Source organism: Halarchaeum grantii (assembly GCF_014647455.2).
In the GTDB taxonomy this organism is placed as follows: Archaea; Halobacteriota; Halobacteria; order Halobacteriales; family Halobacteriaceae; genus Halarchaeum; species Halarchaeum grantii.
The window spans coordinates 154,634-180,979 of sequence record NZ_BMPF01000004.1; the positions used below are offsets into that span (position 1 = coordinate 154,634).

Below are 26,346 nucleotides of genomic sequence, written 5' to 3' on the forward strand. Positions count from 1 at the left end.
TCACCATGAGTCTGTAGGGTTTGTTTCTGCGCCGGCGATGAGTGCCGGCGCACACGCGTCGGCGGTGATCGATGTCGACACGAAGTCAACTCCGATTCATCCAACGGAGCGAGACCACAGACGAACAGTCCGAAACCGACCGCATCGCACAAATCTACCGCCACTCGGACGGGTATCCCGATAGCGTCCTCCATGACCTGGACCAGCTGAAGCAGTTGCTGGACGAGACACGAACAGAGCGCGGGACTGCATACGCTGCTGCCCAGTTCTTGTTCCTCCACACGCTCACGTCGATGACCCTCTACGTGGACGAAGGGCGTGACCGGAGAATCCACGCTGACCAACCCTCGGATCTCCTCGAGCCGGACAATATGGAGCACCTCGACCAGCCGATGTTCCTGCTCGGACACGGCGTTGAGAACCCAGCCGACGGCATTCACGGCGACGAGGAGTACCTCTACGTCGTCGAGCTCCCGACCCGGAACCCGTTCGAGGAGCCCGCCGAGTGGACCGTCAAGGTGAGTGGTCACTCCGCCTTCCCGCGCTGGGATGGTCCGACCGAGGAAGCCTTCGAGCGGGCCAGCTGGCAGTTCCACGGCCCGCTTGGGCACGCGCTCGAAGAGGTGGTCGCTGAGCCGGCGTGAACGCTTAGCCCGCTCAGATGATGCCGCCGATGACGAGTAGTCCGACGACGACCAGCAGCGTCGCGACAACGCTTCCCCCGGCCAGCCACTTGTTTTCCATCGCCTTCTCGTGAAGCGGCATCGCGGCGTACTCCTCGCGGAACGCTTCGAGATTCTCCTCGTCGTAGAAGTACTTCGTCTTCAGCGCGAACCGTTCCGTCACCGCACAGCCCGTACAGATCGGCTCGCCTTCCAGCCGCTCCGTTTTGATGTGGCTGGAGCAGGCGATGGCCCCGCAGTTCGGACAGTAGGTGTACGTCTCGTCGCCGCCGCTCGTGTCACAATGGACGCAGCGGTGGATGCCGTCCTCGGTGGTCACTCGTGACGGGCCTGCCGCGTAGTACTCGTAGGGGTAGGTGTACTCCTGGATCTCGGTCGTCTGTCGAACCTCGGGGAGGTAGACTGGCTCGATCGACTGGACGGAGATATCCGAGCGATTCGGCTCGCAGGTCTTGTTGTATGTGACGTTGTTATCGCCAGTGTAGGTCACCGTCGTCGTGTGATGATCTTGAAGCCGGTCGACGGCCCACTCCTTGTACTCGGTTTGGGTCTGTCCGAACCGCCGTGCTTCGGCCTCGTCGAACACCTCGCGGAAGCGGTCGGTGTCCAAGTCGACAGTCGCGTGGAGGTTCTCCGTGACCAACGTCGCGACGTCGTCGGCAGCGACCTGCGGCTGCCCGCGTTCGGCATGGACAACGAACCTTGTCCGCTCGTTGATTCGGTGGATAACGCCGACTGACGTTTCGAAGACCGCGTTCGTGTCGGCAGTGACAGCCACCACCGGTCGAAAGGTCGCTTCTGAGCGGGGGGTCGGCAGGTCGGCCGCCTCGATATTCTCGATGTCGCGGAACGCCTCCTCAACGGGCGCATCGACGTCGGCCGCGGGGTCGTACGGCCGAAGCGTTTCGTCACAGAGGATTTCGATCCGGCCGTTGTAGAGGTCGAGACCGATATCGTCGGCAATCTCCCGCAGATCTTCGCCGTCGAGCAGCTCGATAGGATGTGGGTCGTCGTTCTGCTGGAGGCGGGTCGCGTACTCCTGGGCAGGGTTGGTAAATCGGCCGGTGGTAGCGACCATACCCCGTTTCGGGCCGTCGAATTCGAATGTGGCAATCGCCGAATGGAGCTTCTGGACAACCGGTCGCCCGACGGTGTCCGTGTGCTTGCACTCGACGATGATCGCGCGCCGAGTGCCGTCGACGACCTCCTCCATGATGACGTCGCGTCCCTCGTCGGCAGTCCGTTCTGCCTGGCGGACGTTCTCGTAGCCGAGGTTGCGGAACACGTCTTCCATCACGTCCTCAAACTCGAACCCGGAGAGGTCGTCCAGTACAGCCATTCCGATATATCTGGATAGTACGTTGCAACTGCCAAATACGTTGCCGAACGCTACGCCATCCTGTTTGTTGAACCCCTGAGAGGGGTGCGGGGGTCACCGAACCGCCCGCGAGCAACGAATGAACGGGAATGTACCTGTAGCAAGTTCGGAATCGGTTCCAGTCGCATCGCCTGTACAGTCTCACCGAGACACAGTCGAGTACGTCGGCTTCCGCGTCGATGGCCAAGCCGTCGTCCTGAACCTCTCGGAGCATCGGCGACTCCCCCTCGAGCGCAGTCTGGACCTCGTCAACCACAGTCCAAGCGGGTTCGAGTGGGGGTACAGTGGTAGCGGGCCCGCCCAGCTCGCGTGCGCGCTCCTCCTCGACTACTACGACGATGAGCAGTTCGCCCGTGAGCACTACATCGCGTTCCGGAATCAGGTGGTCTCACAACTGGAGTGCGACGGTGAAGCGGCGTGCTGGCACCTCACCGGCGAGGAGATCGACACCGCGATGGCGACCCTTACCGACGACGTCGTCGCGCTCGCGGATGGCGGACGGCCGTCACCGTCGCTCCCCGAGAACTGGCGAACCGTCTCTCGCCCGGACCGGCGGGTCTTCCAGCGCGCTGATCGCGACCACTACATCGTACTCGGGGATGGAAGCGACGAGTGGCTGGTCGTGCTCTGCAGCCAGGGCGACCGTGCATATCCTGCCCCGCTCGCACATCGGACGGTTGCCGAGGATGCTGACCTAGAACAGGTGATTCAGGAGCTCACCGAAGAGAGCAACGACCTCATCGAACCCCCGGAGGAGGAGCACTGATGGAGACGCTTCGACTGGCGCGAGCCACCCACCAGCTCCTCGAACGTGGTGTTGAGGCGCTCGAGAAAATCGGGCGCGAACTGGAGCGATACAACGACCGACAGGAGCGCACCGACGACACCGACTCGTGACCGAAACTCACTCTCTAGACCAAATACGGAGTACCGGCTTCCAGTATACGCCTACCCCCGAGGGGTGCTCGTGTCCCATCCATCGGGAGGGGCAGCCGATCACGGCGCCGCTCGGTTTGCGGTTCGCAGAGCGCGTCCATATCGAATCGATCCCGCGCCACGTCGCTGGCGCGATCTACGAAGCACATCACTCCTATATGGACGATGTCCCCCGGACGAATCTCGTCCATCACGGACTCTGTTATCAGAACCAGCTACTAGGAGCGATTACGTGGCGCTATCCGCTGATTCGCTCGCTGGAGTACGACGGGACGCGATTCGAGGGCGACGAGATCGTCGAGGCAGCACGGATTTGCATCGGCGTCGATTTCCCCAATCTCGCCTCTGCCGCCCTCGCCCGGTCGATGGAACAGTTCGTGCGTCGGCACGGCAGGCGACGAGGCGTTCGGCTCCTGCTGACGTTCGTGCGAGCCGACTTCGACGGCTCGATGATCAAAGCGCTCAGAGACAAGGGCTGGCACTGTGCCGGTAAAACGGACCCCGGCCAAGCGGGAAATCGCCCCGATAAGCAGATCCGAGAACAGCCAAAGTGGCGGTTTCTCTGCGAAGTTCCAGCTGAGTCCGACCGGGAACAGGCCTCACTCGGGAGGTGGTCCCCGTGACCACGAATGCCAGTCTCGATGAATTCGTAGCGGAGCCAGATTCGGACAGCCAGACAGATGACGGCCCATCGGTCGTCGACCAGCTGTTGAAGCCGGTATCGCCGTCGCTCGGACTGCAGCTCGTCCCCGGCAGGGGTGACCCAATATACCTCCAAAACAGGGGGACTGAACGCTACCTGTTCCGAGATGGCCACGAGCGATGGTTCATCCTCCAGCCCTCAGCCAAGAAATCGGTCGACGACTTCGTTCGCTGGGTGTATCTCCCCGAGGACAAGCCTGCAGAGGTCGCCCGAACAGCGATGGGCCAACGGACGGTTCTCGGCTACAGGTACGTTACGCGGAACGAGGCCCCCGACCCGGTGGCGACGACGGTGACAGCGATGTTCGTCAGCGAGCCCTGGCCCGATGCCACCTACGAGTGTGGATCCTGTAGTAGAGAGTTCGACTCACCGCAAAGCCACGCTCGGCATTGCTGGGAAGCACACCCCTGGGTTCCAATACCCGAACAGGTCCGTCGTCAGCGGAGTACTGACCCCTAAAAGTCGAACACTTGAAATATTACGCCGGGTTCTTTGCCGTACACATATAGTGAAAGAGACGAGAGATGGTAATATGGCGACAAGGATGGCCACCCGTCTCGAGGACTTTTTCGAGCAACGAACAGATGGGCACCTTCGTAGTATCGTGAAATACGAGGAGAATTCCTACGAGATCGTCTATCTCAGGGATGATGTCGCTGAGCAATATACTACCGAGGAGATTGAATCCGCGATCGACGATTCTCGGATGGAATCATTAACTGCTCCAATCTATGAAGACACCTATTCGAGAGACCACGGAAATCTCACCTGCTTGGTGCAGTGCTTCGAGAACGTTATTGAGATGAACTTTGTCCTTGAGGACGGTGTTGGGGCCGCCGTCGCTCTTGATGCTAAAGCAATGGCTGATGCCCACGGACTGGTAGCTGAGGCAAGGCGAATCGTCCTCGAAGAACGAGAGTAGTCGCTGACAACAGGCCATCCAGCTGCCTTTTGTGAAGTTCGCCGCGCCTTTTAGTGAAAAATCGATTAACTACCTTTTCGCGGGGCCGAGACGATGCAATCGCAAATTGGTGGGCGTTGCTGCTTCAGGCGACCGAAACGACAGATCAAGAACCCATATATTCAGCTTCCGAGCCGTAGACCTCTACAAAGGACTGAATCACGCGGTGTAGGACGATTCTATCCGGAGACTTCCCTTATGTTTATGAGATTCGCATTAGGTGATTGTTATAGATTCACGAATGGACGCTGAAGATCAATTTCTCCAAAATGTGTTTGCGGGCGAGAAGCAGTTCGTCATACCGGTTTTTCAACGGAACTATTCATGGGGACAAGAGGAATTAGAAGCCCTCTGGTCTGATATCCAGAATCTCTTAGAAGCCGACTCAATCTCGGAAGAACACTTCATTGGAACCTTCGTCGTTATGCCCGGCAACCACCGACCCGGGACAGTTCCCGAATATCTCGTGATTGACGGACAGCAGCGCCTCATTTCACTCACGCTGTTTTTGAGCGCCATTCGTGACTACGCAGCCGAAATCGGGGGCGAGAAGTACACGAACTTCGCTGAGGAGATCAACAAGAAGTATCTTATTGACGAGTTCAAAGACGGGGTTGAGAAATTCAAGGTCGTCTCCCGCGCTGAGGATCGAGACGCCCTCTTCGCAATCGTTGAGCAGGAATCGGTGGATGGGGATTTGGCGGATACTTCGATCTATAGCAGCTACGAGTTCCTCTATGAACGGATTGACGACCTCAACGGCGACGACGAACTACAAACCTTAGATCGGCTCAAACAAATCATTATCCAGCAGCTTCCACTGGTGATGATTACGACGTCTGAAGATGAGAATCCCTATGCGATTTTTGAGACGTTGAACGAGCGTGGACTCCAGCTTGAGGAATCGGATCTTATCCGGAATCACGTCTTTATGCAGCTATCTCTGACCGAACAGGACCAGTTCAACGACGATCACTGGATGCCATTCGAGCAAAAATTCGAAGAAACAGACCGTCATGGCGGGGTCGATCTCACTGAGTTCTATCGGGATTACATGATGCGAAACGGTGAATACGTTCAGAAGAATGAGATCTACCATCAGTTCAAGCAACGAACCGCAGACCTGACTCCCCACGAATTGGTTGACAAATTATCGTACTATGCCGATCTGTACCTCTGGATCCATCGGCCTGGAACAGCCCCCCGTGAGGAGCTGACGGATGCGCTAGAACGCATCCAGTATCTGGAAATCGGGACTGCCCACCAATTGATCCTGAATTTGCTTGACCGGTGGAACTCCGATGAGCTCAGCCTCGATGAGCTCCTCGACATCCTTCACGGACTAGAGAGCTTCGTGCTCCGTCGATTCATCTGCGGTCGTAGTACCCGGGGGTACTATCGGACGTTCCCAATTGCGGCCCGCTCAATCGAAGATGGCAACGAGATAGAATCGCTGTTCGCCTATCTGGAGAGCCAAGGGTGGCCTGATGACGCAGAACTCTTCGATAATATCAATCGATTCGATATGTACAACCGGGATAAGAAGAAAACGTGGCTTATTCTCTGGACGCTCGAAGAGCAGTTCGGCCACCAAGAGCCAGTACAGTACGATGAATTAACGATAGAGCATGTGATGCCCCAGACCATCGATGACAACGAGTGGGGTGACGAATGGAAGGATATGCTCGGCGAAGAGTGGGAGCGTATTCATGACCAGTGGTTACACGCACTGGGTAACTTGACTCTCAGCGGATACAACCCCGAGCTCTCGAATCGGCCGTTCGCGGAGAAGCGAGAACTGCTTATGGAAAGCCACGTCGAACTAAACAGCTATTTCGAAGATTTGGAACGCTGGACTGAAGACAAAATCAGGGAACGTAATCAAGACCTCGCCGAGCGCGTCGCCTCAATCTGGACAATTCCAGATATCGACGATACGTAGCGTCTGTTTTGCGCCTGCGATGGGTGCAGGCGCGGTTCGGAACGCATTGCGCCTGTGGGATGGAATCCATGAAAGACCCAGAGACAGCTACGGTCTTCGTAGGCCTCGATGGGCGAACCGACACCGAACTACCCGACTGGTACGCCGAGCAACACGCTGGTCCCGAACCGATCAGCTTCAGTGCGGCGATTCGAGAGCTGCCCCAGGCAGTCGACACAGCAGTCGCGTATCGCAATCCACACACCGGCGAGTGGGTCGAGACGGAGCGGTTCAACGCGCTCGTCGAGCCGAGTCGCGCTCGGGAGCAGGCCCGAGATGGAGACGCGGAGACGGATCCGCTGTTCCACGTTCCCACAGACTCGTACGCGATCATCAACCCGGTCGACGTCTACGGGCCGCTAGAGGAGGTCCTCCGTGAGGAGACCATCGACGAGACGCCGTTGGGCGAGGTGATGTTCGGCGAGATTCGGCGCTACCGGGGCGGCGGCGAGGTCCATATGGACATCATGTTCGACGGCCTCGAGGTGCGCCTCCCCGGCCGGTCGGACCCGATCACGATGGGCGTCACGTCGGGCTACGACTTCTTCGGCGAGCACGCCGTCTACGTGGAAGGGTTCGCTCAGGATGGCTACTGCTCGAACACGATGCGCTCGCTCACCGACAAGGAGGTCATCAAACACGTCGGCGACGTCCGGAACTTCCGGACCTGGTGGGAGGAACTCCTCGCACAGATCGAACTCGTCGCCGACGACCTCTTCGAGTTCATCCGGGACGCCCAGGACATCGAACTCGACTTCTCCGAACTCCCGTTCACCGTCACGGAGTTCTACACCCTGCTGGGGTTCCCGGACTACCTGGCCGAGCGTGCCGCCGGCGATGCAGAAGCCAATGCGGCGTCCCCCTTCGAGATCGATATGTGGACGCTGCATTCCGGCGCGACGTACGCCCTCACCCACTTCTTCCAGGGGAAAGAGGGGGCATCCCTCGATCAGTACGTCCGCATCGCCAACGACATCCTGTTCAATCCGGAAGGCACGATCGAGCGCGTCGAGCAGGCCTACCAGCAGCAGCTAGAGGCGGACGGTGACGACGGGTCACAGGCGTCGCTGGCCGGCGAACGAGCGCTGGCGAGCATCGAGCGCGTCAGCGACGACCTGCAGGAGAAAGTCGAGCAGTTCGAAGAACGCGAGGACGCGCTACGTGAGCGGTTCCAAGAGGCGATGGGCTAAGAGCAGTCGGAGAGAAGATTCGCTAGGCGTGCTTCCGTTCTAGCGGCTGGAATCCACTGCTGACAGTATTAAGTGAGTAGGGGCGCACCCAGAGACCATGTCTATTGAGCATAATCCGACTCTCGACGCGCGAGAGCCACAGCAGGGGGATATAGAGACCTTTGAAGAGTTGGAGCCTGGTGACTCGGTCAAATTCTTTGAATGGCCCGTCGAGCCATTGACCGTCATCGGCTGGGAAGAAGACGATAATGTCGGGAAGCGGGTGAGAGTAGAAGCAGAAGGCGGCGAGTCGTTTCTCTACCAGGTAGACGGCCACCTCTGGCATTACGTCCCTGAGGACGAGTTCGCCGGCGAGAATAACCCGTACCCTGTTCAGAATCTCGTTTTGCTAGGATCTCCAGACGCCTAGCTAGGCTCAAGTGGAGTCCCATCGAGTAACGTTCTCTTGACGTGAATTCCCGTATCTCAGCTGTTTTCTGTTGCCCACTCGAGTAGCGGTTCCAATCGCGTTCGAACCTCGTCCCCGTCATCAGTCAACGCGTATTCGACACGCGGGGGGATTTCGTTGTACTGTGTCCGTGAGACGAGCCCTGCCTCCTCGAATTCGTCGAGACGTTTCGAGATCGTGGACGTGCTCGCCGTCGGGAGGTGCTCCTCGATCTCCGCAAACCGCAGTGAATCGTGTGCGCCGATAATGCTGACGAGTTGCATCGCGTATTTCCGGCTCAACGTATCGATAACTCCTGTGAGCGGACAGTAACACGTCCCGTCGACATCACAGACGGGCGCTGATGAGGTGGTATCTGCCATAGCTTTGCGGCCTCCAACTTACTCCATAGCTTTAGACTCCGAAGTATAAGAGCTTCCCGTCGTAAAGTCGCAGTACACGTGACGAGCGACTCTCAATACGATCTCGTGATCCTCGGCGGCGGCGCCGCAGCCTTCGCCGCGATCACTGAAGCGAGCCGGCGGGACCTCTCGACGGCGATGGTGAACACAGGCTTGCCAATCGGCGGGACCTGCGTGAACGTCGGCTGTGTCCCGAGCAAGCATCTTCTCGCCGTCGCTGAGAGCGGTGCCACAGCGACGGAGAATCCCTTCGACGCCGTTCGATACCCCGAGGAACCGACTGTCGACTGGGCCGACGCACTCGATGGCACCGACCAACTCGTCGAACGGTTCCGGCAGGAGAACTACATCGACGTCGCCGAGCACTTCGAGACCGACATCTACGAGGGGTACGGCCAGCTGGTGGACGACACGACTATTGATGTCGTCGACGGCGCCGACGAGGGCGCGCGCATTACTGGGAAGAGGGCGCTCGTCGCGACTGGAAGTTCACCGTGGGCACCGCCCATTGACGGCCTAGACGACATCGACTACTACACCAGCGAGACCATCCTCGAAGAGCGCGACCTCCCCGAAAGTATCGTGATGCTCGGTGGCGGGTACATCGCGCTCGAATGGGGCCAGATTCTCCACCGCGTGGGTGTCGACGTGACCCTCCTTCAGCGCTCCGAGCGCGTGCTGTCGGGGATGGAAGGGCAACTTGGTCGCGAGATGCAGCGCGCGTTCGAGGAGGAAGGAATTAACGTAATCACCGGCAACAACTTCCAACGCATCCGTACGCCAGCAACCGACGGCGGTACCGAAACGATCCAGTCAGGAGTGGTCATCGAAACAACCGTCGACGGCCCCGAACGGACAGTCACCGGCGACGCCCTGTTCGTCGCGACCGGCGTTCAGCCGAACAGCGAGGGCATTGGCCTCGATACGGCAGGTGTCAAAACGAATCCCGACAGAACCATTCGCGTCGACGAGCACTTCCAAACGACGAACCCCGACATCTACGCTGCGGGCGACGTGATCGGCGAACCCGAACTGGAGACGGTCGCCGCCAAGGAGGGCAACCACGCCGTCAAGAACGCCTTCGGCGACGAGGACCTCAGCATCGACTACGATGCGGTCCCCGCAGTCGTCTTCACCAGTCCCGAGGTCGCAGCCGTTGGCACGACCGAACTCGAATACATGGACGAGCACGGCACCTGTTCGTGTCGGACCGTCCAGATGGAGGACGTCCCGCGGGCGAAGGCGGTCAAGAACACTGATGGACTCGTCCAGGTCGTCAAGCACCACGAGACCAACGAGATCGTCGGCGTCCACATGGTCGGCCCCCGTGCCGCCGACATGATTATGGAAGCGACGCTCGCCGTGAAGTTCGGCCTCACCGTCGACGATATTATTGACACCACCCACCCGTTCCCGACATTCAGCGAAGCGTTCAAACACGCTTGCCAGGCGTTCCGGCGGGACACATCCACAATGAGCTGCTGCGTTGAGTAATCCCCACCAACATTATCCGAATTATGACCGTATCCAAGAATACAGTGATTCTCGTTCAATGTACTACCCGAGAAGCAACGGCGGACCACAATACAATCCAGATCGGGAGCCAGAGCGATGAGTAACGGATACGACTACGATCTGCTCGTGCTCGGGGGTGGGATGGCCGGCCTCCCCGTCGCGATGAAGTGTGCCTATTCGGGCATGGAGACGGCCCTTGTCGAGGAGGATCTCCTCGGCGGAACGTGTCTCAATCGCGGGTGTATCCCAACAAAGACCATGCTCCGGAGCGCGGAGGTCGCGAATCTCGCCCGCCGCAGCGAGGAGTTCGGCATCGACATCGACAGCGCAATCGAGGCCGACATGGAAGCGGTTCTCGATCGCAAAGACGACATCGTCGAGAGCATCCGTGAGGGCGCCTACGAAAATGTCGAGGAAAACGAGAACATCGATTTCATCGAAGGCCACGGCGTCTTCACGTCACAACACGAAGTCCAGGTCGACGACCAGACACTCTCGGCCGACCGGGTCATTATCAATACGGGGGCACGCCCGGCGAAGCCGCCGATCGACGGTCTCGACGCCGTCGATGTCCATGACAGTACAGATTTGCTCGAGCTTGACGCAGTTCCCGATTCGCTTGCCGTCATCGGCGGGGGGTACGTCGGCTGCGAGTATGCCCAGATGTACAGCCGGTTCGGCGCTGACGTCACCGTCTTCCAGCGCGGTGACCGCCTCCTCCCGGACGAGGATCCCGAGGTGAGCGAGGTTATCGAGAGCGCCTTCGAAGACGAAGGAATCACCGTCCAGACAGACGCGCCCGTGACGGCACTGTCGGAGACTGATTCCGGCATCCGAGTCGATGCCGATGGTGCCGGCGCCGTCACCGTCTCAGACGTCGCGCTCGCCACCGGGCGGACGCCGAATACGGACGGTCTCCGCCTCGAAGATGTCGACGTGTCGCTCGATGAGCGAGGATTCGTCGAGACCGACGACAGCTTCGAAACGACTGCCGACGGTATCTACGCCATCGGCGACGTGAGCGGGCCACCGATGTTCACCCACTCCGCGCGCGACGACGCCGACCTCCTGTATCGACACCTCGCGAAAGACGAAACGATCAGCACCGAGAACCGAACCGTCCCGTGGGCGGTGTTCACCGACCCGCAGGTCGGCCACGTCGGACTGACCGAACAGGAAGCACGAGACGAAGGGTACGAGGTGGGCATCGGCCGCCAGGACTTCGCCGACCAGGGCAAGCCGAAGGCACTCGGTGAGACCGAGGGATTCGTCAAACTGGTCACCGACGCCGACACCGACGAACTCCTTGGTGCGCACGTCGTCGGCGAACAAGGGGCTGAAATCGTCCACGAACTCATCCTCGCCATCGAACTCGGCGCGACCGCCGACCAGATCGCCGACACGATGCACATCCACCCCACGCTCCCCGAGAGCATCAACTCAGCCGCCGGAGGCGTTCACCAACCCTCGTAACGCGTCTTGAAGCGAGTTATTACGTCACAGAGCAGGCGATATTTCACCGCGAAATCGATCACTCAGCTGCCGATAAGAGTTCGTCGAGCTCCCCAGTTTCGCCGAGGTCGATGAGCGCGCGATTGAGCAGTTCTCGAACGACGAACTCCTCGTAGTGCTGGGTTTCGCAGTATTCACACGGCTTCATCTCCTTGGCTACGGCCTCGATCTCGTCGCCGTGTTGCTCGGCGAGGGTCTGGATCACCGCAGCTAGCTCTTCACGAGTCGTGTCCTGCGCCGGAGCAAGTTGCTCTCCGCTGCTTTCTGGAAGGTCGTACGAGAAGACCCGTGTGTTCGACTTGTAGTACTTCCGTGTCCCACCACCAGCTTCCTCGAGCCGCGCGATTTCGACCATCCCGGCGTCCTTCAGGACGTTCACGTGGTGACGGACCGTTGTTTCCGCCTTCTCCTCGCCGCGACGATGCAGTTCGTCGTGAATCTCCTCGATCGTCATCTCCTCGGTCGCGAGCATATCGAGGATCTTCGCCCGGACATCGTTCTCCAGCGCCTTCGCTTTCTCCGGGTCGGTGGTTACGACTTCCCGGATCGGCACGTCAGATTCGAGGAGCGCCATTCTTGTGAGGAGGTAGACGGACAACGACAGTAAGAGTAACGCCACTCACCCGACAGTGGTAGTATAACATCGAGACCGCTATAACTATCGTCGTAATGGTTATCCGCGTCGCACGGTAACCACCATCCACGATGGGAACGACACACGAACAATTCAACGTCGGGGGAATGTCCTGCTCGTTCTGTGCCGAGAGCATCAAGAAGGCCTACAGCCGAACCGATGGTGTCGAGGACGTCGACGTGAGTCTCGCCCACGAGGAAGTTCTCGTCGAATACGACAACGACCTGCTGAGTGAGGTCGAAGTGAAGGACACGCTCCGGGACCTCGGGTACACCATCCGCGACCCGGACAAAGCGAAGCGGTATGAGCAACAGCAGGCCGAACTCGCCGACGGCAAGCGCCGCCTCCTCCTCGCAGGTGGCGCATCTATCGTGGTCGCTGCCCTGATGGGGTGGATGATTCTCGTGATGGGGCGCTTCGAGTCAGCATCTCTCGCGATGGATATAGTGAGCTTGGGACTGGCGCTCGGGACGATGTTCGGGCCCGGCCGCTACATCAAAGAGAAAGCCTTCCAGAGCGTACGCCGGGGTATTTTCAACCAGCACGTCCTCCTGGAAGCGGGCGCGTTCGCCGGGCTCCTCGGCGGGTTACTCGGCCTGTTCGTCTTCCCGAGCTTCCCGACCGTCCACTTCTTTGCCGTCTCCGTGTTTATCACCACCTACCACATCCTCTCGGAGTACACCAGCCTCATCGTCCGCACGCGCGCCTCCCAGGCCGTCCAGAACCTGCTCGACCTCCAGCCCGACACGGCACGCCGCGTCAGTGATGACGGTGACGTCGAGGAAGTCTCCCTCGACGACCTCGACGTCGGCGACTACGTCCGGGTCAAGCCTGGCGAGAACATCCCTGTCGATGGGACGGTCGTCGAGGGAGAGTCCACCGTCGACGAGTCAGTCGCCACCGGCGAGTCCATCCCCGAGGAGAAAACGGGCGGCGACACGGTGATCGGTGGCAGCGTCAACGAAACCGGGACCCTGCTCATTGAGGTAACTGCAACCGGCGAGGACGCGTTCCTGAATCAGGTGGCCCGCGAGATCGAAGAGGCGCGGGCGATGAAGCCCGGCATCATCCAGCTCGCCGACCGCGTCCTCAAGTACTTCGTCCCAGGTGTCTTGACGATTGCCGCGCTCTCGTTCCTCTTCTGGGTGGTCGCACCGCTCGCGTGGGGGGCAGACCCCAATGTCCAGCGCGGGGCGTTCGCAGCGCTGGCCGTCCTCGTCCTTGGTTATCCATGCGCGCTCGGGATGGCGACACCGCTGGCCCTGATCCGGGGCGGCGGGAAGGCCGCGAACCGCGGCATCCTGATGCGGTCGGGCGACGCCTTCCAGATCTTCCCCGATGTCGACCATATCGTGTTGGACAAGACCGGCACCATCACCGTCGGCGAACCCGCCGTCAGTGAGGTCGTCGCGTTCGGTGCCGACGAGGTGGATGTACTCACGACTGCGGCCAGTGCAGAGGCGTTCTCCGAGCATCCTCTCGCAGATGCGATCCTCGAGTTCGCCGACGAGCAAGATGTCGAGTACGCTGACCCCGATGATTTCGACTCCGTGACCGGCAAGGGCGTCCGGGCAACCGTGGCCAGCGACGACGTGCTGGTCGGGAAACCGGGATGGCTTAGCGAAGAGGGGATCGACCTGTCGAAGGGGGGCGACGACATCGAGCGACTCCAGGGCCGCGGGCTCACCGTCTCCGGGGTCGTCCATGATGGTGACCTGATCGGCCTGATCGGCATCGGCGACGAAATCAAAGCAGACGCCGCCGAGACCATCCGGCGGATTCACGACGCCGGCATCACGCCCGTGATGATCACCGGGGACAACGAGCGCACCGCGAACGCGGTCGCCGACGAGGTCGGCATCGACCGCGTTATGGCAGACGTGCTGCCCGACGAGAAACGCGAAGAGATTGGTCGCCTGCAGGACGAGGGTCACCGCGTAGCGATGGTCGGCGACGGCATCAACGACGCTCCCGCACTCACGCAGGCCGATATCGGGATCGCCATCGGCGCCGGGACCGACATCGCCATCGAATCGGCGGATATCGTCCTGATGGGCGACCGGCTTGGTGGCGTGATGGACGCCTACGAGATCGGGAACGAGAGCTACCGGAAGACCCGTCAGAACCTCGCGACGGCCTTCGCGTTCAACGGGGCCGGTGTCGCCGCCGCGACCACGGGGCTTGTTCATCCCGTGTTCGCGATGCTCGCGATGGTGTTGTCCGTCTCAGCCGTCCTCGCCAACAGCTTCGCTGGTCAACTCCTCTCCGGTGAGGGTGTCAACACCGAGTTCGCCCTAGAAGAACGCACCGACGGCGAGCGTGGAGACGGCCGAGTGACAGCCGATTAAGCCTTTACGTCGTAGCCAGCCTGTTCGATTGCCACGTTCACGTCGTCGTCTGAGACTCCATCCTCGAGGACCACGTCGACCGTGTCAGCTTCGTGGTCGGCCTCAACCCGATTCACACCATCGAGGTTTCGCAAGGCGGTTTCCACGTTCTGTTCGCACCCGTTGCACGACATCCCGATGACGGCGATCGTCTTTCGCTCCATACGGGCCTGTAGACACTCGCGGGGGATGACCATTACGGTAACCGTTGTATCGGTTTTATCTCTATTAGAGGTGGGGCGTCATCGTCCGGAGAGTTGTTTGTGGCAGCCCCAAAGGGGTGGAGGCTTTTTGAGATGGGAACCACTGACGACGAAGAGAGTAACGAATTCCCTCCAGAGAAGCGGCTGGAAGCGCCGAACACACGCCTAATCGAGGCGGGGATCGCGACGATTCCCGATATGGAGACGCTCCGGGAGTGTGTTGCCTACGAGAACGCCCACCAGAATCGGACGCAGATTCTGCGCCGGCTCAAGTGGAAGGCCGAAGAGCTGCGTGAGGGCGAAGAGTGATACTCAGGACGGGTTACTCAGCTGAGCTGAACTCATCGAACAGCGAGATAACCCGCTGTTCGATTTCGTCACGAATCTCATGTACCTGATCGAGCTCCTGTCCATCAGGATCCTCCAGCGCCCAATCACGAACATCGACGTCCGCACCGACATCGCCGACGTCGAGCGTCGAACAACCCATCGTGGCGACGTAGTCGCAGGAGCGCAGTTCGTCCAGCGTGATCTCACGGGGGATCCGGTCAGAGAGATCAAATCCCACTTCGTCCATCACATCAACGACTTCGTCGTGCACATGGTTGGCCGGGTGGGTGCCTCCAGTGAGGATTTCGACACGGTCCTCGAGGCCACGTCGTTCTCGTTCGCGTTCTGCGAAGGCCGTGGACATCTGTGAGCGGCCAGCGTTCTGGACGCACATAAAGGCGATACGAATCGGGTCGTCTGCTTCAGTGTTGGATGACATTTTTGTGGTTAATCATCAGTCGTCGGCTCAGGTGCGGATGAATCGAGGCCCCCAGTATCGAAGCCACCCCAGTCGAACTTCCGCTGGAAGTACAGCGCGACGTTGACCAGCGCGAGCAGGACGGGGACCTCGATTAGTGGGCCGACGACGGTCGCGAACGCGACGCCCGAGCCAACGCCGAACACCGCGACAGCAACAGCGATTGCGAGCTCGAAGTTGTTTGACGCTGCCGTGAATCCGATGGCCGTCGTCGTCGAGTAGTCCGCACCGACTCCCCGCCCCATCCCGAAGCTCACCAAGAACATCACGACAAAGTAGATCGTCAGCGGCACCGCGATCAGGAGAACGTCACCAGGCGAGGCGACGATGTTGCCGCCCTGCGTGGCGAACATCACGATTACCGTGAACAGGAGCGCAACGAGCGTCAGCGGGTCGATCTTCGGGACGAACTCGTCGTCGTACCACGCTTCGCTTTTGGCGCGAGTGCCGACATACCGGGTGAGGAACCCGCTGGCGAACGGAATCCCGAGGAAGATGACGATCGCCTCGAACACCTGCATCGGCGTGATGTCGAACGTCGTGATGCCGGCGACGAGTGACTCCATTCCCAGTAGCGGCGGGAGGAAGAGCGCAAAGAACCAGACGTAGACGCCGTAGGTGACGATTTGGAAGAGGCTGTTGAACGCAACCAGCCCCGTCACGTATTCGGTCGAGCCCTCCGCGAGTTCGTTCCAGACCAGGACCATGGCGATGCAGCGCGCCATCCCGATGAACACGAGTCCAAGGAAGTATTCGGGCCGCGCTGGCAGGCCGGGCACGAGCCCACTGAAAAAGACCACAGCGAGCCCAAACATCAGTGTCGGACCGATCAGCCAGTTCTGGATGAGACTGAGACCGAGCACCCGCCAGTTGCTGAAGACGGTCCGAAGTTGCGAGTAATCGGCCTTCGCCAGTGGCGGATACATCATCGCAATGAGGCCGATCTCGACGAGATGGAAGTTCTGAATCGGTTGGGTCACCGAGGGGGCGACGAAGCCGAGCCCGACGCCGATCGCCATCGCGCCGAAAATCCAGACGGTGAGGTACTTATCGAGAAAGTCCATCGACCGCGGGTCGCCACAGCTCTCACAGTCACAGTTGGGGCCGTGGTCGTGGGCATCGACGTTACTCATCGGTCACGCTCCCCTCGAGGACAGTGACGAGCGCGACAGCCCGGTTGGTAGCGCGGTACTTCTTCCACCGGCCGTCCTTCCGGCCGTCGACCAGGCCTGCATCGACGAGTTTCGAGAGCGCGTGGCTGAGCCCGCTCTCGGTCACGTCAACGACCGCATTCAACTCACAGACGCAGAGTTCCTCTTGTGCGGCAACGAGCACACGGACGAGCGTATACCGTGTCTCGTTGGAGAGTGCCGAGAGCACATCGAGCTCAGCCTCTACCTGCGCAGTCCCGAGTGCTGCTTCGAGGGTGCTGAGCTCGTCGAGTCGGCGCTCGACGTCCTCGCTGCGACACTCCTCAAGTTCGTCGTCGAGATAGCGTCGAAGTCGTTCCGTCCCTTGTGCCATCGTAATCGAATTGAATATACTCTCAAGTAAGACTTCCGATTAATGTCCCTTATGCGGCTCATTCCGAGCCATATTCCATCTCTGTGGATAGGATACTTGACTCATTTCTAAAGACACTCATAGCCAGTCAATCGGGTGAAACGATTAACCAACATCTGGTGTGTATAGCCATTTGTTGGTTAATAGCGCTTCCAGCCTGTTGTTGGTGCCCCTGAGAGGGCGCGGGGCTGCAACCTGTGGCCCTGCCGCCCCGATCATAGACACAGGCCATTATCGATAGGATGACGCATCACAGAGACCAGTACGGACATTCAAATAGCGAGCCGGGACCAAACTGAGTGACTACCGCATCAGAAATTATGGACAAGAAGCTGTACTCGGAGGAGGAGCTCCTCAATCGGCTCCAGAAGTTCGCTGAGGAACTCGATCGTCCCCCGTCGCAGAGTGAGATGGACGATTCGGGGCCTCATGCTTCGAAGACGTACGGGAATCGGTTCGGATCGTGGAATAACGCACTCGAGGCTGCCGGACTTCAAACCGGAACGAACGACCCAAACGGACGGCCACCGACCCCCCAAGAGGATCTTCTCGCAGATCTCAAATCGGTTGCCGACATCGTAGGGGGAGCTCCGTCAGAGCGCGAATACGGTACTCATGGAGAGTATTCGGTGAAGACATACTGCAAGCGATTTGGAGGGTGGAATGCAGCACTACGGGCGGCCGGTTTTGAACCGAACGTCGAAATGAACCTCTCCGAAGAGACACTCATTACTGCCTTACAGGGGTTCGCTGATAATCTAGGTCGACCGCCCACAACAGATGAAATGGACCGGAGTGGCCCCTACACCTCGAATTCGTACAAGCGAGCTTTTGGAACCTGGAATCGTGCTCTTCGACAGGCCGGGTTAGAAGTCCACTCCGTATGGGATGTGAGCGAGGAACATCTAATATCGGAACTCAACAGTCTCGCCGCAGAGCTAGGCCATGTCCCTCGGAAGGATGAGATGCGGAACCAAGGGAAATGGAGTGCAGCGGTCTATCAGGAGCGATTCGGTTCGTGGAATGAAGCTCTCCGAGCTGCCGGCTTCGAGCCGAATCAGCGGTGGCGAATCCCACGAGAGGAGTTATTAGCCGAACTACGGGCTGTCGCGGATGATCTGGGCCGCCCACCGACAACGACGGAAATGAACGAACACGGAAAGTTCACTATCAAACCGTATCAGCGTGAATTCGGAACGTGGCGAACGGCCCTTCAAGCGGCCGATCCGGACTATTTAGAAAACTACCGTCAGTCAGATACTGAGATAGTTCCGTTTGGCTCAAACTGGCCACAGATTCGTGAGGAGATCATCACCCGTGACAACGAGTCCTGTCTGCGCTGCGGTATGGGCCGCGAAGCTCACCGCGAGAGGTTCGGACGTGATCTCCCGGTTCACCACCGGATTCCTCGACGCCGGTTCTACAACGACCCAGATCAGTCGGTCGACGATGCAGATGTACCGAGTAACCTGCTGACTCTCTGTATCCCGTGCCATCGCCGCCTTGAACGGCTGCCAGTCCAACCAGTAGTTGACTAACAAGCGAAGTTCTACGCTCAGTTCGAATCAAATCGCCGTCCAGCAAAGCGTCTACCTCCCGCCGGCGTGACGTAGATGGAGTTCTATTTTCTTCCCGATCTTCCCGAGTCGACTGGTAAGCGGGGGTTTCTCAGTACTTAGGATATGAGAAGCCACGCAGCTCCAAATGCAAGCAGAGAGACGGTCAGATTGCCGAGCGCATTCATGAATGCATCTCTCTGTTCGCCCTGCTCCCAGAGGCTAACAGTCTGAAAGCTAAACGACGAGAATGTCGTGAACGCCCCACAGAATCCGACACTCACCAAGAGGAGGATGTCGGAATCACTTACCCCAAAAATGACTGAGCCCAGGATGAAGCTCCCGAGCGTGTTTACGACGAGGGTGGCCCACGGGAACGACGTGTTGTCAATCAGCTGCCCGACCACATAACGCAGGACTGCACCGACTGCCCCGCCAATACTGATGAGGAGAATCTCCATTAATCATCACCCGGTGTTGGAGGCTGAATTGCAGTAGTAGACGTTGTAGCCACGATTTTTCGACTGGCGAGTACGCCACCAAATCCGGATGCGTAACTGGCGATAATATAGGGGACTGCAAGTTCCGGTGTGGTCAACGCAATGTCGGCCACGAACGTGCTGTAGGTTGTAAATGAAGCGAAGAAGCCCGTTCCGAAGACATAGCGCAGCCGTTTCGTGAGGAAACCATCTGCTCGAGCATCGAAGAGGAGTATCCCGAGTCCGAAGCTCCCGATGGTGTTGACGAGGAGTGTGACCAAGAGTGCGTCACCCGCTGCTGCCCCGACAGCGTATCGAAGATTCGCACCGACGATTCCACCAAGTGCAATCAATACGATCGCTTCCCCGTGCCGAATGAGTTGTCTCCGTAGCATCTGACGAACCGGAAATAGGAGTCATCAGCCGTATCGGCGGTTGGGGAAGGCGGACTCCATCGCCCGTGTTTCACTTCTGTCTCCGGTGAACGGACAGATAAACGCACCGTTCTCCAGAATATTGAATGACCGCTGAGAACTGGGTGTCGGCGTAAATCACCGTTGGGAGTGGCCAATAGAGGGCGTCTGATTCGACTGTTTTTCGTGCCCCCAGAGAGGGCGAGGGCTCCTTCGAGAGCCCTCAGAGGTGACTTCCAGTGAGTCAACAACAGCGTCCTGACAACGTCTCGATCGACGACATCCCGGTCGATATCGACAACACGCAATCAGCAGAGGTCGATTCCGCCGACGCGCCCGACGAAATCGAGTCCATCACCCGTGGGCTCGCCGGTGAGCAGCCGCCGACGAATCCGTTGGTCGTGCTGAAATCGGCCCGGTGGTGGTACATTCACGGCAAGGGCGGCACGGATCCCGCCTTCCAGTGGGCCATCGAGTGGGCGCGTCACCTTGCGACCGACACGCCTAGCGACGTTGAGCGGTTCGACGAGTTCCTCGAGTACCTCGTTACGGTCGGCTTTGCTGACGAACGCCACGAGCTCCGCTGACCGACAGAGCGGTTTTTTGAACGCCCCTGAGGGGTGCGGCGCGGTCTGAACTGTTGCAGTCGCCGTGAACTCGATTCGGTGAACACAATGTCTACGACCAGAGACTCGTCGGTCTCCTTCGACCAGACCGACACGCGATCCGACGAGATGAACAGCACTATCGAACAGTGGATCGACGACCTCGTCGCCGGCGTCGACGACGCGCAGGCCAGCGAAGAGTTCCAGGAGTGGCTTGACGTCCAGAGTCGCTTTCACGACTACTCCTACCGGAACACGCTCCTCATCAAGCGGCAGTGTCCCGAGGCGAGCCGGGTTGCAGGCTACCGGACGTGGCAGGAGGAGTTCGACCGCCACGTCACGGAGGGTGAGTCGGCCATCTGGATCTGGGCACCGATCATTACCAAGCAGTGCCCGGAATGCGAGAACTCGCCGAGCTACCACGAGGATAGCGGCTGTGAGTACGACGAGACGCCGCCCGAGGAGTGGTCCGAGGGCCTGGTCGGGTTCAAGCCCGCGCCGGTGTTCGACATCTCCCAGACCGAGGGCGAGCCGCTTCCCGACCTGGACACGGAAGCGACCGGGGACGCCGGCGACCTCGTCGAGCAGTTGACTGACGCCGCTGACGACCTCGGCGTGACGGTGCGGATCGTTCCAGCCGAGGAGTGGACCCACGGCGAGGCGAAGGGCATCTGCGAGCAGCTGAGCCTCGTCGACGTTCAGCCGCTCGTCGAGGTGCGTGATCGGGAGAACGAGGCCGACCTCGCGCGGACGCTGATTCACGAGTACGCGCACGCTCTGCTCCACTTCGACGTCGACGACGACACCGAGCGGGCAAAACGCGAAGTCGAGGCCGAAGCCGTCGCGTACGTCGTTGGGCGGTACTGCGGGCTCGACACGAGCGGATCGGCGTTCTACCTCGCTGCGTGGGAGTCGGACGATTCCGAGGTCGTTCGCGAGCGGCTCGGACGGATCAGTTCCACAGCAGAAGAGCTCATCGACGTGCTCGAAAGCGAATCCTCGTCCCAACATAGTTAACCAACAGAGTGATGGATCCCTTCCGTTCTGTTGGCTAAGTTTTTCAGCGCCCGCCGAGGGGCGGAGGCGCATTCAGACCTCCGTCGAACGATGACTGAACCCTATCTCACGACGGTCCTCGAGGAAGCCGAGCACGTTGCCGAGCAGCACGACCAGGTCGCTCGTACGACAGACAACCAAGCCCACGAATACCTCCGATACGCCGTTCTCCGGGTGCTTGAAGGAGAGGCAGATCACCTCCCGGCGGACTGGACGCCGATCGACGGCGTAACCGTCGGCTACGGGAGCGACGATGCGATGTACGACAGCTGGAGCTCCAGCGAAGACTGGTGGGAGACCGTCCCGCCGCAGGAGGCGTGTACCCGCTTCCGGGTGTTCTTCCCGGACGACCACCAGACGGTTCCCCGCGACATCGTCGACGTGATGGCCGCGCTGGGTGCCTGGCGCGTCTGGACTGGGTGCGCAGCCGCGTGCGGCTCCTACGACCATCGCGAGCGCCGCGAAGTCCACTACCTGTGGCCGGAAGGCCATCCGGTGGAGGAAGTGCTCCACGAGCGGCTCAGTGGCCCTGCGGAAGCCGTCGCACCGGACGGAGGCCGAACGGGCGACGTTCGCGACCGACTGGTCGTCGACGAGAACGCAGAGTCACGGGATGATCTCGGGCCCCGCACGAAGCGTGCCGTCGCCGAAGCAATGGACGTCTCACTCCTCTCGAACGGTGGCCGCTACGAGGTACACTCCACCTCCGGGAGCCAGTACGAAGTCGACGTCATCGACGAGTCGTGTTCCTGTCCCGACCGGCAGCAGCGCTCACCCGAAGACGGCTGCAAGCGTCGCGTCGATCACGAGATCAAACGGGGCCGTGTTCCCCGACCAGATGGCCGACTCCCGACTGATGCGGACTGACCCTGATTAACCAACAGAACAGCCTTTTCACCACTGTCGTTGGTTAACGCAGGCAGTCGCGGTCTCGTCGTCGTCACGGAAGGTCTTCTGCCGCTTCAACAAGCTCCTTCTCGGTCTGCCAGGGATACAGCCGTCCCTCCCGGTCGAACAGCTCGAAGACGCCGTCCTGCATCCAGCCGAAGGGGTGCTCTTCGTCCTCGTACTCCCGCTTGAGAACATGGCTCTTCGAGAAGAACTCTGTCGTGCCGACGAGGAGGCCCTGCTCGACGAGGAAGTCACTCGGTTCCTTCTCGGCGACGCCGACGAGGTAGGTCACGATGTCGGCGATGAGGCAGAACTTCTGGATGCTGTTGTCCCACTCACCACGGATGTCGACCATCCGGAAGGCGTAGGCGTCTTGCCGGCGGTTGAGGCGGTCGACCACGAGGTTCAGCCGCCGAATCGGCTCCCGGTCGTAGTTGCCCAGCACGAAGTATGAGCGCTCGTTTTCGTAGACGGGAGTCAGTTCGCTCAGCGCGTGGAGAATCTCTTCGTTGTCCGCCAGCGAGATCTCCTCGTCGTCGAGTTGGTCCTTCGCACTGGTGAGGACTTCCTCGGGGACGGGCGGTTCCTCGTCGGACATATATGCTTCCTCTCAGTGCCGTACGATATGGTTTACGGAGTAAATCACCAGCTTAATCAGACGCGGTTTACGCCAGAGTGATTTACCCAAGGGTAAACTACTTGCCCCTAGGCCGTGTATCGTGTCGTATGAGTACCGACCTGGGGACTGCTGAGGGGATGGAATCCCGCGAACTCGTTCACTTCGTCACCCAACAGACGCGGTTCGCGCTGATCAACAACATCCTCCAGCACCCCGAGCAGCTCCCCTCGATGTACGAACTCGAGGAGCTCAACCCCAGCGTGAGCGAGGCCACCGTCTACAAGCACGTCCAGAAGCTCATCGACGCCGGTATCGTCAAGGAAGTCGCCCTGGACGATGACCAGCGCCGACAGGGCTACCCGTGGAAGTTCTACGGGCTCACCGAAAACGGCCGGGAGTTCCTCGACGACCACAATCTCCTCGCAGCAGAGGAGACGCTCCAACAAATCTACAAGACCATCTCAGACAAGCCCGAGAAGATGGTCAAATACGAGAACGCCCCACGTCCGGAAGACGCGTAACGCCCGAGCGTTCGGTCGAAATTAGCCACCAGTTTCGATTTTGTAGTCAGCCGCCAGCTCCTGAAACTCGTCTCTCTGTAAGTAATGAGCCAGTTCTCACCCCCAAGCTTGGCTTCACTGAATCGCGACCTTCCTTACTTGTGCAGCGGGTCACCGATTTCAGGGATAGAGTAGATGTCGTTATCGGGTATTAGAGACGGATGGCTCTGTTGAAACCCTCTTGCCGTCTTGTGGTTTGCTGAAAAGCCAGTTTCGTAGCGGATCCGTCTGATCCGGTCGGAAGAGGCAGCCTTCCCAATGTCAAATTTAAAGGATTTCAACAAAGCCAGACGGATAACTATCGTAGAGGTCGCTTACTCGTCTGTTGCGCCCGTTTCGTTCGATGTAGGCGATACGGGTAACTCGGATAGTACGGGCGATACGGGTTCTACAAGTAATGCGGTAGAAATCAGAGTGAACTATTTGAGTCAGTTATGTGGCGAGACAGAGTTCAACCAAAACCCAACATCACCGAGTGTCTATGGGGTCAGTCGGAACCGGGATTGGCGTCGAAGGTGGTGCAGGTGTGTTCGACGATGCGTTCGGGGAGGCCGGTCGCGCCACAGACGGTGCAGGTGGCGAGCGGCGGAGTGGCGGACTGACTCATAGGGTGGTGTCGACGTCGTAGAGGCGGTGGCAGCGGCGAGCGTCTATGCCGCCTGCCGGTGCAACGGCCGAACCCTCCCACTCGCGGACGTCGTCGCGGCCGCACGCGTCGGCGAGAATCGCGTGACCAACGCCTACGCAACCCTGAACGAGGAACTCGGACTGCCAGCCCAGCCGATGCAGCCTCATGCGTATCTCCCACGTCTCGCCTCCAGTCTCGACGTTCCGGACGCGGTTCGGCGACAGGCGCGGACGCTCGCAGAGCGGGCTGAAGAGACACAAATCGTCCACGGTGCGTCACCGCCGGGATTCGCGGCAGCCTGCCTCTATCAGGCTGCACAGCGGGCTGACTATCGACTCACGCAGGCCGCGGTCGCCGACGTCGCCGGTGTCGCGGCCAACACAGTTCGCGGGCATCGCGATACACTCCGTAACGAACTCCAGTAAGGCACTGTCCGGGTTGTGGACGGCCGGTAGCGGAACGTAGTCTTAAGTTGATTCAAGGAAACCACCCAATATGAGCAATTGGCAGGAACTCTCTGCAGACGTCCTGAGTGGAAGCGAGTATACGAACGCTGAACGTGGTTGGCGAAACACGGAAACCAATGCAGAAGTCGTCGTGTACGGCGTCGAGGGGACCGGAATGGAGGACATTACAGACAAAGAGTGGGCGGTACAGCATCCAGCTGACGAAAATGACGAGCACACCCACTTCTTCGACGATCTAGACGCTGCTGTCGACTACGCGGAGAGATATGTTGGGGAAAATCCGTCGCCTGTCGCAGAGTTCTAGATCTCGGTAGCTGGGTATCTTTGTCCGGCTTCGAAAAGCCAGGACGACTATTCGATGGTTAGCTGAAGGCCACTAGGCTCTTGGCGGGGCGCCGAGAGGGCAGAGTATGGAACGCAGGCGTCCGGTTGTGGTCCTCGCTGTCGTCGCGCTCGTCCTCCTCGCGGGCTGTGCTGGTGGTGGACTACAGGAGAACTCGCTGACGGCGACACAGCAGTCGACGACCGGTGTCCAAACACAGACGGTGAACGGCTCGGTCGACGTCCACTTCATCAACGTCGGCCAATCTGTGAGCACGCTGATCGTCGGGCCGTCCGGTGAGACGATGCTCGTCGATACGGGGCATTATCGCGATGACGGCGAGTACGTCCTCGAGTACCTGAAAGCGCACAACATCACGCGGATCGACTATCTGGTGACCTCCCACAATGACGCCGACCACATCGGCGGCAACGCCCAAGTCATCGAGTACTACGAGACGCAAGCGAACGGAATCGGCGCCGTCTATGATCCGGGTATTGCGGCGAGCACACAGACGTATCAGGCATATCTCGACGCCGTCGAGCAGTACAACGTCACGCTCTACGAGACGCGTGCCGGCGACCAGATTCCCTTCAAGGGTGTGAACGTCTCCGTCCTAGGGCCGCCCGAACCCTACCTCGAGGACGGGGCTCGAAACGAGAACAGTATCGTGCTCAAACTCGGCTTCGGCCAGACAAGCTTCCTCCTTACTGGTGATGCCGAGCAGGCCGAAGAGGAGTACCTCGTCAACACCTATGGCGACCGGTTGAACGTGACGGTGCTCAAAGCCGGCCATCACGGCAGTGCGTCCAGCACCGGAACCGCGCTACTCGACGTGGCGTCACCGAAAGCCGTCATCGTTTCGAGCGGCTGGAACAACCAATACGGCCATCCGGCCACCGAAACGCTTGAACGGCTCGCAGCGCGCGATCTCCCGACGTATTGGACGGCGACACACGGCACGATCGTCTTGACGAGCAATGGCACCACAGTCACGGTCAAGACTCAGCAGGCCGCACCGACTGACCCGATGGCGCTTCGCGACGGCGAGCCAATCGAGCCAGGCACATTGACAGGCGTCGAGATTCGGGCAGTCCTCCGTGGGAGTGGTGACTGGCAGGCACCGACCACGACGACGAGTACGGACAGCACGACGACCGTCGCTGATGGTGGTGTTGATCCGACGACGCTCGACGTCGTCGACGTCCAAGCCAACGCCCCGGAGGGCCAGCCGGCAACGGCCGAATACGTCGTCTTCAAGAATACCGGCAACGCCACACTCGACCTGGGTGGGTGGACAGTCGCCGACAGCGCTGACCATACGTATACGATTCCCGACGGCGTCACACTCCCGCCCAATGAGACGATTACCCTGCATACATCCGTCTTTAGTTAAGCGAGAAACCGCGTGATAGCGGCGGCTTATCGAGGCATCTTTCGGAAGGAA

The 26,346-nt window shown here is 59.7% G+C and carries 31 protein-coding genes and 1 riboswitch; of the genes, 21 read left to right on the forward strand and 10 right to left on the reverse strand.

Features of this window, described 5'->3' with window-relative positions; translation table 11 throughout:
- Nucleotides 1–71 precede the first annotated feature (71 nt).
- On the forward strand, nucleotides 72–644 hold the full coding sequence (locus IEY12_RS13145) for a hypothetical protein (RefSeq protein WP_188884122.1): 573 nt from the start codon (nucleotides 72–74) through the stop codon (nucleotides 642–644).
- A 13-nt stretch (nucleotides 645–657) separates the two neighbouring features.
- Here IEY12_RS13145 and IEY12_RS13150 read toward each other — a convergent pair whose 3' ends face one another.
- Nucleotides 658–2,022, reverse strand: a complete 1,365-nt coding sequence (locus tag IEY12_RS13150) for a restriction endonuclease (RefSeq protein ID WP_188884123.1) — start codon at nucleotides 2,020–2,022, stop codon at nucleotides 658–660.
- A gap of 118 nt (nucleotides 2,023–2,140) precedes the next feature.
- Between IEY12_RS13150 and IEY12_RS13155 the strand changes: the two genes are divergently transcribed.
- From IEY12_RS13155 to IEY12_RS13185, 8 genes are all read left to right on the forward strand, one after another.
- Nucleotides 2,141–2,827 (forward strand): DUF6166 domain-containing protein, encoded by a 687-nt coding sequence (locus tag IEY12_RS13155; RefSeq protein WP_188884124.1) that lies wholly within the window; start codon nucleotides 2,141–2,143, stop codon nucleotides 2,825–2,827.
- The gene (locus tag IEY12_RS15900; protein ID WP_008458061.1) at nucleotides 2,827–2,958 is read left to right on the forward strand and encodes a hypothetical protein; all 132 of its coding nucleotides are present in this window, start codon (nucleotides 2,827–2,829) and stop codon (nucleotides 2,956–2,958) included. Before IEY12_RS13155 ends, IEY12_RS15900 begins: the two co-directional genes overlap by 1 nt.
- A 197-nt stretch (nucleotides 2,959–3,155) precedes the next feature.
- Entirely contained in the window at nucleotides 3,156–3,620 is a 465-nt protein-coding gene (locus IEY12_RS13160; RefSeq protein WP_188884125.1) for a hypothetical protein, read from the forward strand.
- The gene (locus IEY12_RS13165) at nucleotides 3,617–4,159 is read left to right on the forward strand and encodes a hypothetical protein (protein WP_229871330.1); all 543 of its coding nucleotides are present in this window, start codon (nucleotides 3,617–3,619) and stop codon (nucleotides 4,157–4,159) included. The genes IEY12_RS13160 and IEY12_RS13165 overlap by 4 nt, the downstream gene beginning before the upstream one ends.
- A 73-nt stretch (nucleotides 4,160–4,232) precedes the next feature.
- Nucleotides 4,233–4,622: a DUF7522 family protein gene (locus IEY12_RS13170; protein ID WP_188884156.1), complete on the forward strand. Its 390-nt coding sequence runs from the start codon at nucleotides 4,233–4,235 to the stop codon at nucleotides 4,620–4,622.
- 280 nt (nucleotides 4,623–4,902) lie between these two features.
- Nucleotides 4,903–6,603, forward strand: coding sequence for a DUF262 domain-containing protein (locus IEY12_RS13175; RefSeq protein WP_188884127.1), 1,701 nt, complete (start codon nucleotides 4,903–4,905; stop codon nucleotides 6,601–6,603).
- 68 nt (nucleotides 6,604–6,671) lie between these two features.
- The gene (locus tag IEY12_RS13180; RefSeq protein ID WP_188884128.1) at nucleotides 6,672–7,832 is read left to right on the forward strand and encodes a hypothetical protein; all 1,161 of its coding nucleotides are present in this window, start codon (nucleotides 6,672–6,674) and stop codon (nucleotides 7,830–7,832) included.
- 97 nt (nucleotides 7,833–7,929) lie between these two features.
- A complete protein-coding gene (locus IEY12_RS13185; RefSeq protein ID WP_188884129.1) occupies nucleotides 7,930–8,241 on the forward strand; it encodes a hypothetical protein in 312 nt (103 codons plus the stop codon).
- 56 nt (nucleotides 8,242–8,297) lie between these two features.
- Here the strand turns inward: IEY12_RS13185 and IEY12_RS13190 are convergent, their stop codons facing one another.
- Nucleotides 8,298–8,642 carry a winged helix-turn-helix transcriptional regulator gene (locus tag IEY12_RS13190; RefSeq protein WP_188884130.1) on the reverse strand — a complete coding sequence of 115 codons (345 nt, stop codon included), beginning with the start codon at nucleotides 8,640–8,642 and terminating at the stop codon, nucleotides 8,298–8,300.
- Nucleotides 8,643–8,720: 78 nt separating this feature from the next.
- Here IEY12_RS13190 and merA point away from each other — a divergent pair, with 78 nt between their 5' ends.
- Together merA and lpdA are read left to right on the forward strand one after the other, a co-directional pair.
- Nucleotides 8,721–10,175, forward strand: coding sequence for a mercury(II) reductase (merA, locus tag IEY12_RS13195; protein ID WP_188884131.1), 1,455 nt, complete (start codon nucleotides 8,721–8,723; stop codon nucleotides 10,173–10,175).
- Nucleotides 10,176–10,292: 117 nt separating this feature from the next.
- Nucleotides 10,293–11,669, forward strand: coding sequence for a dihydrolipoyl dehydrogenase (gene lpdA / locus IEY12_RS13200; protein WP_188884132.1), 1,377 nt, complete (start codon nucleotides 10,293–10,295; stop codon nucleotides 11,667–11,669).
- Nucleotides 11,670–11,727: 58 nt separating this feature from the next.
- On the opposite strand, the gene IEY12_RS13205 is transcribed toward lpdA, so the two are convergent.
- Nucleotides 11,728–12,282 carry an ArsR/SmtB family transcription factor gene (locus IEY12_RS13205; protein ID WP_188884133.1) on the reverse strand — a complete coding sequence of 185 codons (555 nt, stop codon included), beginning with the start codon at nucleotides 12,280–12,282 and terminating at the stop codon, nucleotides 11,728–11,730.
- A gap of 131 nt (nucleotides 12,283–12,413) precedes the next feature.
- Here IEY12_RS13205 and IEY12_RS13210 point away from each other — a divergent pair, with 131 nt between their 5' ends.
- Complete coding sequence (locus IEY12_RS13210) at nucleotides 12,414–14,690, forward strand: heavy metal translocating P-type ATPase (RefSeq protein WP_188884134.1); 2,277 nt, start codon at nucleotides 12,414–12,416, stop codon at nucleotides 14,688–14,690.
- Here the strand turns inward: IEY12_RS13210 and IEY12_RS13215 are convergent.
- Complete coding sequence (locus IEY12_RS13215; protein ID WP_188884135.1) at nucleotides 14,687–14,893, reverse strand: heavy-metal-associated domain-containing protein; 207 nt, start codon at nucleotides 14,891–14,893, stop codon at nucleotides 14,687–14,689. The two genes, IEY12_RS13210 and IEY12_RS13215, sit on opposite strands and share 4 nt — an antisense overlap.
- Before the next feature lie 132 nt (nucleotides 14,894–15,025).
- On the opposite strand from IEY12_RS13215, the gene IEY12_RS13220 reads away from it, so the two are divergent.
- Nucleotides 15,026–15,241, forward strand: coding sequence for a DUF8129 domain-containing protein (locus tag IEY12_RS13220; protein ID WP_188884136.1), 216 nt, complete (start codon nucleotides 15,026–15,028; stop codon nucleotides 15,239–15,241).
- Between the two features lie 13 nt (nucleotides 15,242–15,254).
- On the opposite strand, the gene IEY12_RS13225 is transcribed toward IEY12_RS13220, so the two are convergent.
- The 3 genes from IEY12_RS13225 to IEY12_RS13235 are packed head-to-tail and all read right to left on the reverse strand — an operon-like array spanning nucleotide 15,255 to nucleotide 17,264.
- On the reverse strand, nucleotides 15,255–15,701 hold the full coding sequence (locus IEY12_RS13225) for a low molecular weight phosphatase family protein (RefSeq protein ID WP_188884137.1): 447 nt from the start codon (nucleotides 15,699–15,701) through the stop codon (nucleotides 15,255–15,257).
- Nucleotides 15,702–15,709: 8 nt separating this feature from the next.
- Complete coding sequence (gene arsB / locus IEY12_RS13230; protein ID WP_188884138.1) at nucleotides 15,710–16,873, reverse strand: ACR3 family arsenite efflux transporter; 1,164 nt, start codon at nucleotides 16,871–16,873, stop codon at nucleotides 15,710–15,712.
- The gene (locus IEY12_RS13235) at nucleotides 16,866–17,264 is read right to left on the reverse strand and encodes an ArsR/SmtB family transcription factor (protein ID WP_188884139.1); all 399 of its coding nucleotides are present in this window, start codon (nucleotides 17,262–17,264) and stop codon (nucleotides 16,866–16,868) included. The genes arsB and IEY12_RS13235 overlap by 8 nt, the downstream gene beginning before the upstream one ends.
- Nucleotides 17,265–17,623: 359 nt before the next feature.
- On the opposite strand from IEY12_RS13235, the gene IEY12_RS13240 reads away from it, so the two are divergent.
- Nucleotides 17,624–18,841 (forward strand): homing endonuclease associated repeat-containing protein, encoded by a 1,218-nt coding sequence (locus tag IEY12_RS13240; protein WP_188884140.1) that lies wholly within the window; start codon nucleotides 17,624–17,626, stop codon nucleotides 18,839–18,841.
- Between the two features lie 137 nt (nucleotides 18,842–18,978).
- On the opposite strand, the gene crcB is transcribed toward IEY12_RS13240, so the two are convergent.
- Nucleotides 18,979–19,320 carry a fluoride efflux transporter CrcB gene (gene crcB / locus IEY12_RS13245; RefSeq protein ID WP_188884141.1) on the reverse strand — a complete coding sequence of 114 codons (342 nt, stop codon included), beginning with the start codon at nucleotides 19,318–19,320 and terminating at the stop codon, nucleotides 18,979–18,981.
- Complete coding sequence (locus IEY12_RS13250; RefSeq protein ID WP_188884142.1) at nucleotides 19,320–19,733, reverse strand: fluoride efflux transporter FluC; 414 nt, start codon at nucleotides 19,731–19,733, stop codon at nucleotides 19,320–19,322. The genes crcB and IEY12_RS13250 overlap by 1 nt, the downstream gene beginning before the upstream one ends.
- A gap of 8 nt (nucleotides 19,734–19,741) precedes the next feature.
- Nucleotides 19,742–19,806: riboswitch (Fluoride riboswitch) on the reverse strand.
- A 184-nt stretch (nucleotides 19,807–19,990) separates the two neighbouring features.
- On the opposite strand from IEY12_RS13250, the gene IEY12_RS13255 reads away from it, so the two are divergent.
- The 3 genes from IEY12_RS13255 (at nucleotide 19,991) to IEY12_RS13265 (ending at nucleotide 22,279) form a co-directional block, all read left to right on the forward strand.
- Nucleotides 19,991–20,338: a DUF8013 domain-containing protein gene (locus IEY12_RS13255; RefSeq protein WP_188884143.1), complete on the forward strand. Its 348-nt coding sequence runs from the start codon at nucleotides 19,991–19,993 to the stop codon at nucleotides 20,336–20,338.
- Between the two features lie 87 nt (nucleotides 20,339–20,425).
- Nucleotides 20,426–21,373: an ArdC-like ssDNA-binding domain-containing protein gene (locus tag IEY12_RS13260; protein ID WP_188884144.1), complete on the forward strand. Its 948-nt coding sequence runs from the start codon at nucleotides 20,426–20,428 to the stop codon at nucleotides 21,371–21,373.
- A 90-nt stretch (nucleotides 21,374–21,463) separates the two neighbouring features.
- Nucleotides 21,464–22,279: a hypothetical protein gene (locus IEY12_RS13265; protein ID WP_188884145.1), complete on the forward strand. Its 816-nt coding sequence runs from the start codon at nucleotides 21,464–21,466 to the stop codon at nucleotides 22,277–22,279.
- Between the two features lie 73 nt (nucleotides 22,280–22,352).
- Here IEY12_RS13265 and IEY12_RS13270 read toward each other — a convergent pair whose 3' ends face one another.
- A complete protein-coding gene (locus tag IEY12_RS13270) occupies nucleotides 22,353–22,901 on the reverse strand; it encodes a DUF8170 family protein (protein WP_188884146.1) in 549 nt (182 codons plus the stop codon).
- Between the two features lie 128 nt (nucleotides 22,902–23,029).
- Here IEY12_RS13270 and IEY12_RS13275 point away from each other — a divergent pair, with 128 nt between their 5' ends.
- The 4 genes from IEY12_RS13275 to IEY12_RS13290 all read left to right on the forward strand — a co-directional run bounded on the left by IEY12_RS13275 (nucleotide 23,030) and on the right by IEY12_RS13290 (nucleotide 26,295).
- Nucleotides 23,030–23,443 carry a MarR family transcriptional regulator gene (locus tag IEY12_RS13275; RefSeq protein ID WP_188884147.1) on the forward strand — a complete coding sequence of 138 codons (414 nt, stop codon included), beginning with the start codon at nucleotides 23,030–23,032 and terminating at the stop codon, nucleotides 23,441–23,443.
- A 672-nt stretch (nucleotides 23,444–24,115) separates the two neighbouring features.
- Nucleotides 24,116–24,535 carry a transcription initiation factor IIB family protein gene (locus IEY12_RS13280; RefSeq protein WP_229871334.1) on the forward strand — a complete coding sequence of 140 codons (420 nt, stop codon included), beginning with the start codon at nucleotides 24,116–24,118 and terminating at the stop codon, nucleotides 24,533–24,535.
- 70 nt (nucleotides 24,536–24,605) lie between these two features.
- Nucleotides 24,606–24,881, forward strand: coding sequence for a hypothetical protein (locus tag IEY12_RS13285; RefSeq protein WP_188884148.1), 276 nt, complete (start codon nucleotides 24,606–24,608; stop codon nucleotides 24,879–24,881).
- A gap of 241 nt (nucleotides 24,882–25,122) precedes the next feature.
- A complete protein-coding gene (locus IEY12_RS13290; protein WP_229871336.1) occupies nucleotides 25,123–26,295 on the forward strand; it encodes an MBL fold metallo-hydrolase in 1,173 nt (390 codons plus the stop codon).
- Nucleotides 26,296–26,346 lie beyond the last annotated feature (51 nt).

Coding starts and splice junctions, on each gene's coding strand:
- IEY12_RS13155 (WP_188884124.1), top strand. CDS start 2,141: ATGAACGGGAATGTACCTGTAGCAAGTTCGGAATCGGTTCCAGTCGCA.
- IEY12_RS13190 (WP_188884130.1), bottom strand. CDS start 8,642: ATGGCAGATACCACCTCATCAGCGCCCGTCTGTGATGTCGACGGGACG.
- IEY12_RS13160 (WP_188884125.1), top strand. CDS start 3,156: ATGGACGATGTCCCCCGGACGAATCTCGTCCATCACGGACTCTGTTAT.
- IEY12_RS13175 (WP_188884127.1), top strand. CDS start 4,903: ATGGACGCTGAAGATCAATTTCTCCAAAATGTGTTTGCGGGCGAGAAG.
- IEY12_RS13275 (WP_188884147.1), top strand. CDS start 23,030: ATGAGTACCGACCTGGGGACTGCTGAGGGGATGGAATCCCGCGAACTC.
- lpdA (WP_188884132.1), top strand. CDS start 10,293: ATGAGTAACGGATACGACTACGATCTGCTCGTGCTCGGGGGTGGGATG.
- IEY12_RS13225 (WP_188884137.1), bottom strand. CDS start 15,701: ATGTCATCCAACACTGAAGCAGACGACCCGATTCGTATCGCCTTTATG.
- IEY12_RS13220 (WP_188884136.1), top strand. CDS start 15,026: ATGGGAACCACTGACGACGAAGAGAGTAACGAATTCCCTCCAGAGAAG.
- crcB (WP_188884141.1), bottom strand. CDS start 19,320: ATGGAGATTCTCCTCATCAGTATTGGCGGGGCAGTCGGTGCAGTCCTG.
- IEY12_RS13205 (WP_188884133.1), bottom strand. CDS start 12,282: ATGGCGCTCCTCGAATCTGACGTGCCGATCCGGGAAGTCGTAACCACC.
- IEY12_RS13145 (WP_188884122.1), top strand. CDS start 72: ATGTCGACACGAAGTCAACTCCGATTCATCCAACGGAGCGAGACCACA.
- IEY12_RS15900 (WP_008458061.1), top strand. CDS start 2,827: ATGGAGACGCTTCGACTGGCGCGAGCCACCCACCAGCTCCTCGAACGT.
- IEY12_RS13285 (WP_188884148.1), top strand. CDS start 24,606: ATGAGCAATTGGCAGGAACTCTCTGCAGACGTCCTGAGTGGAAGCGAG.
- IEY12_RS13270 (WP_188884146.1), bottom strand. CDS start 22,901: ATGTCCGACGAGGAACCGCCCGTCCCCGAGGAAGTCCTCACCAGTGCG.
- arsB (WP_188884138.1), bottom strand. CDS start 16,873: ATGAGTAACGTCGATGCCCACGACCACGGCCCCAACTGTGACTGTGAG.
- IEY12_RS13250 (WP_188884142.1), bottom strand. CDS start 19,733: ATGCTACGGAGACAACTCATTCGGCACGGGGAAGCGATCGTATTGATT.
- IEY12_RS13210 (WP_188884134.1), top strand. CDS start 12,414: ATGGGAACGACACACGAACAATTCAACGTCGGGGGAATGTCCTGCTCG.
- IEY12_RS13260 (WP_188884144.1), top strand. CDS start 20,426: ATGTCTACGACCAGAGACTCGTCGGTCTCCTTCGACCAGACCGACACG.
- IEY12_RS13235 (WP_188884139.1), bottom strand. CDS start 17,264: ATGGCACAAGGGACGGAACGACTTCGACGCTATCTCGACGACGAACTT.
- IEY12_RS13170 (WP_188884156.1), top strand. CDS start 4,233: ATGGCGACAAGGATGGCCACCCGTCTCGAGGACTTTTTCGAGCAACGA.
- IEY12_RS13215 (WP_188884135.1), bottom strand. CDS start 14,893: ATGGAGCGAAAGACGATCGCCGTCATCGGGATGTCGTGCAACGGGTGC.
- IEY12_RS13180 (WP_188884128.1), top strand. CDS start 6,672: ATGAAAGACCCAGAGACAGCTACGGTCTTCGTAGGCCTCGATGGGCGA.
- IEY12_RS13150 (WP_188884123.1), bottom strand. CDS start 2,022: ATGGCTGTACTGGACGACCTCTCCGGGTTCGAGTTTGAGGACGTGATG.
- IEY12_RS13185 (WP_188884129.1), top strand. CDS start 7,930: ATGTCTATTGAGCATAATCCGACTCTCGACGCGCGAGAGCCACAGCAG.
- IEY12_RS13240 (WP_188884140.1), top strand. CDS start 17,624: ATGGACAAGAAGCTGTACTCGGAGGAGGAGCTCCTCAATCGGCTCCAG.
- IEY12_RS13265 (WP_188884145.1), top strand. CDS start 21,464: ATGACTGAACCCTATCTCACGACGGTCCTCGAGGAAGCCGAGCACGTT.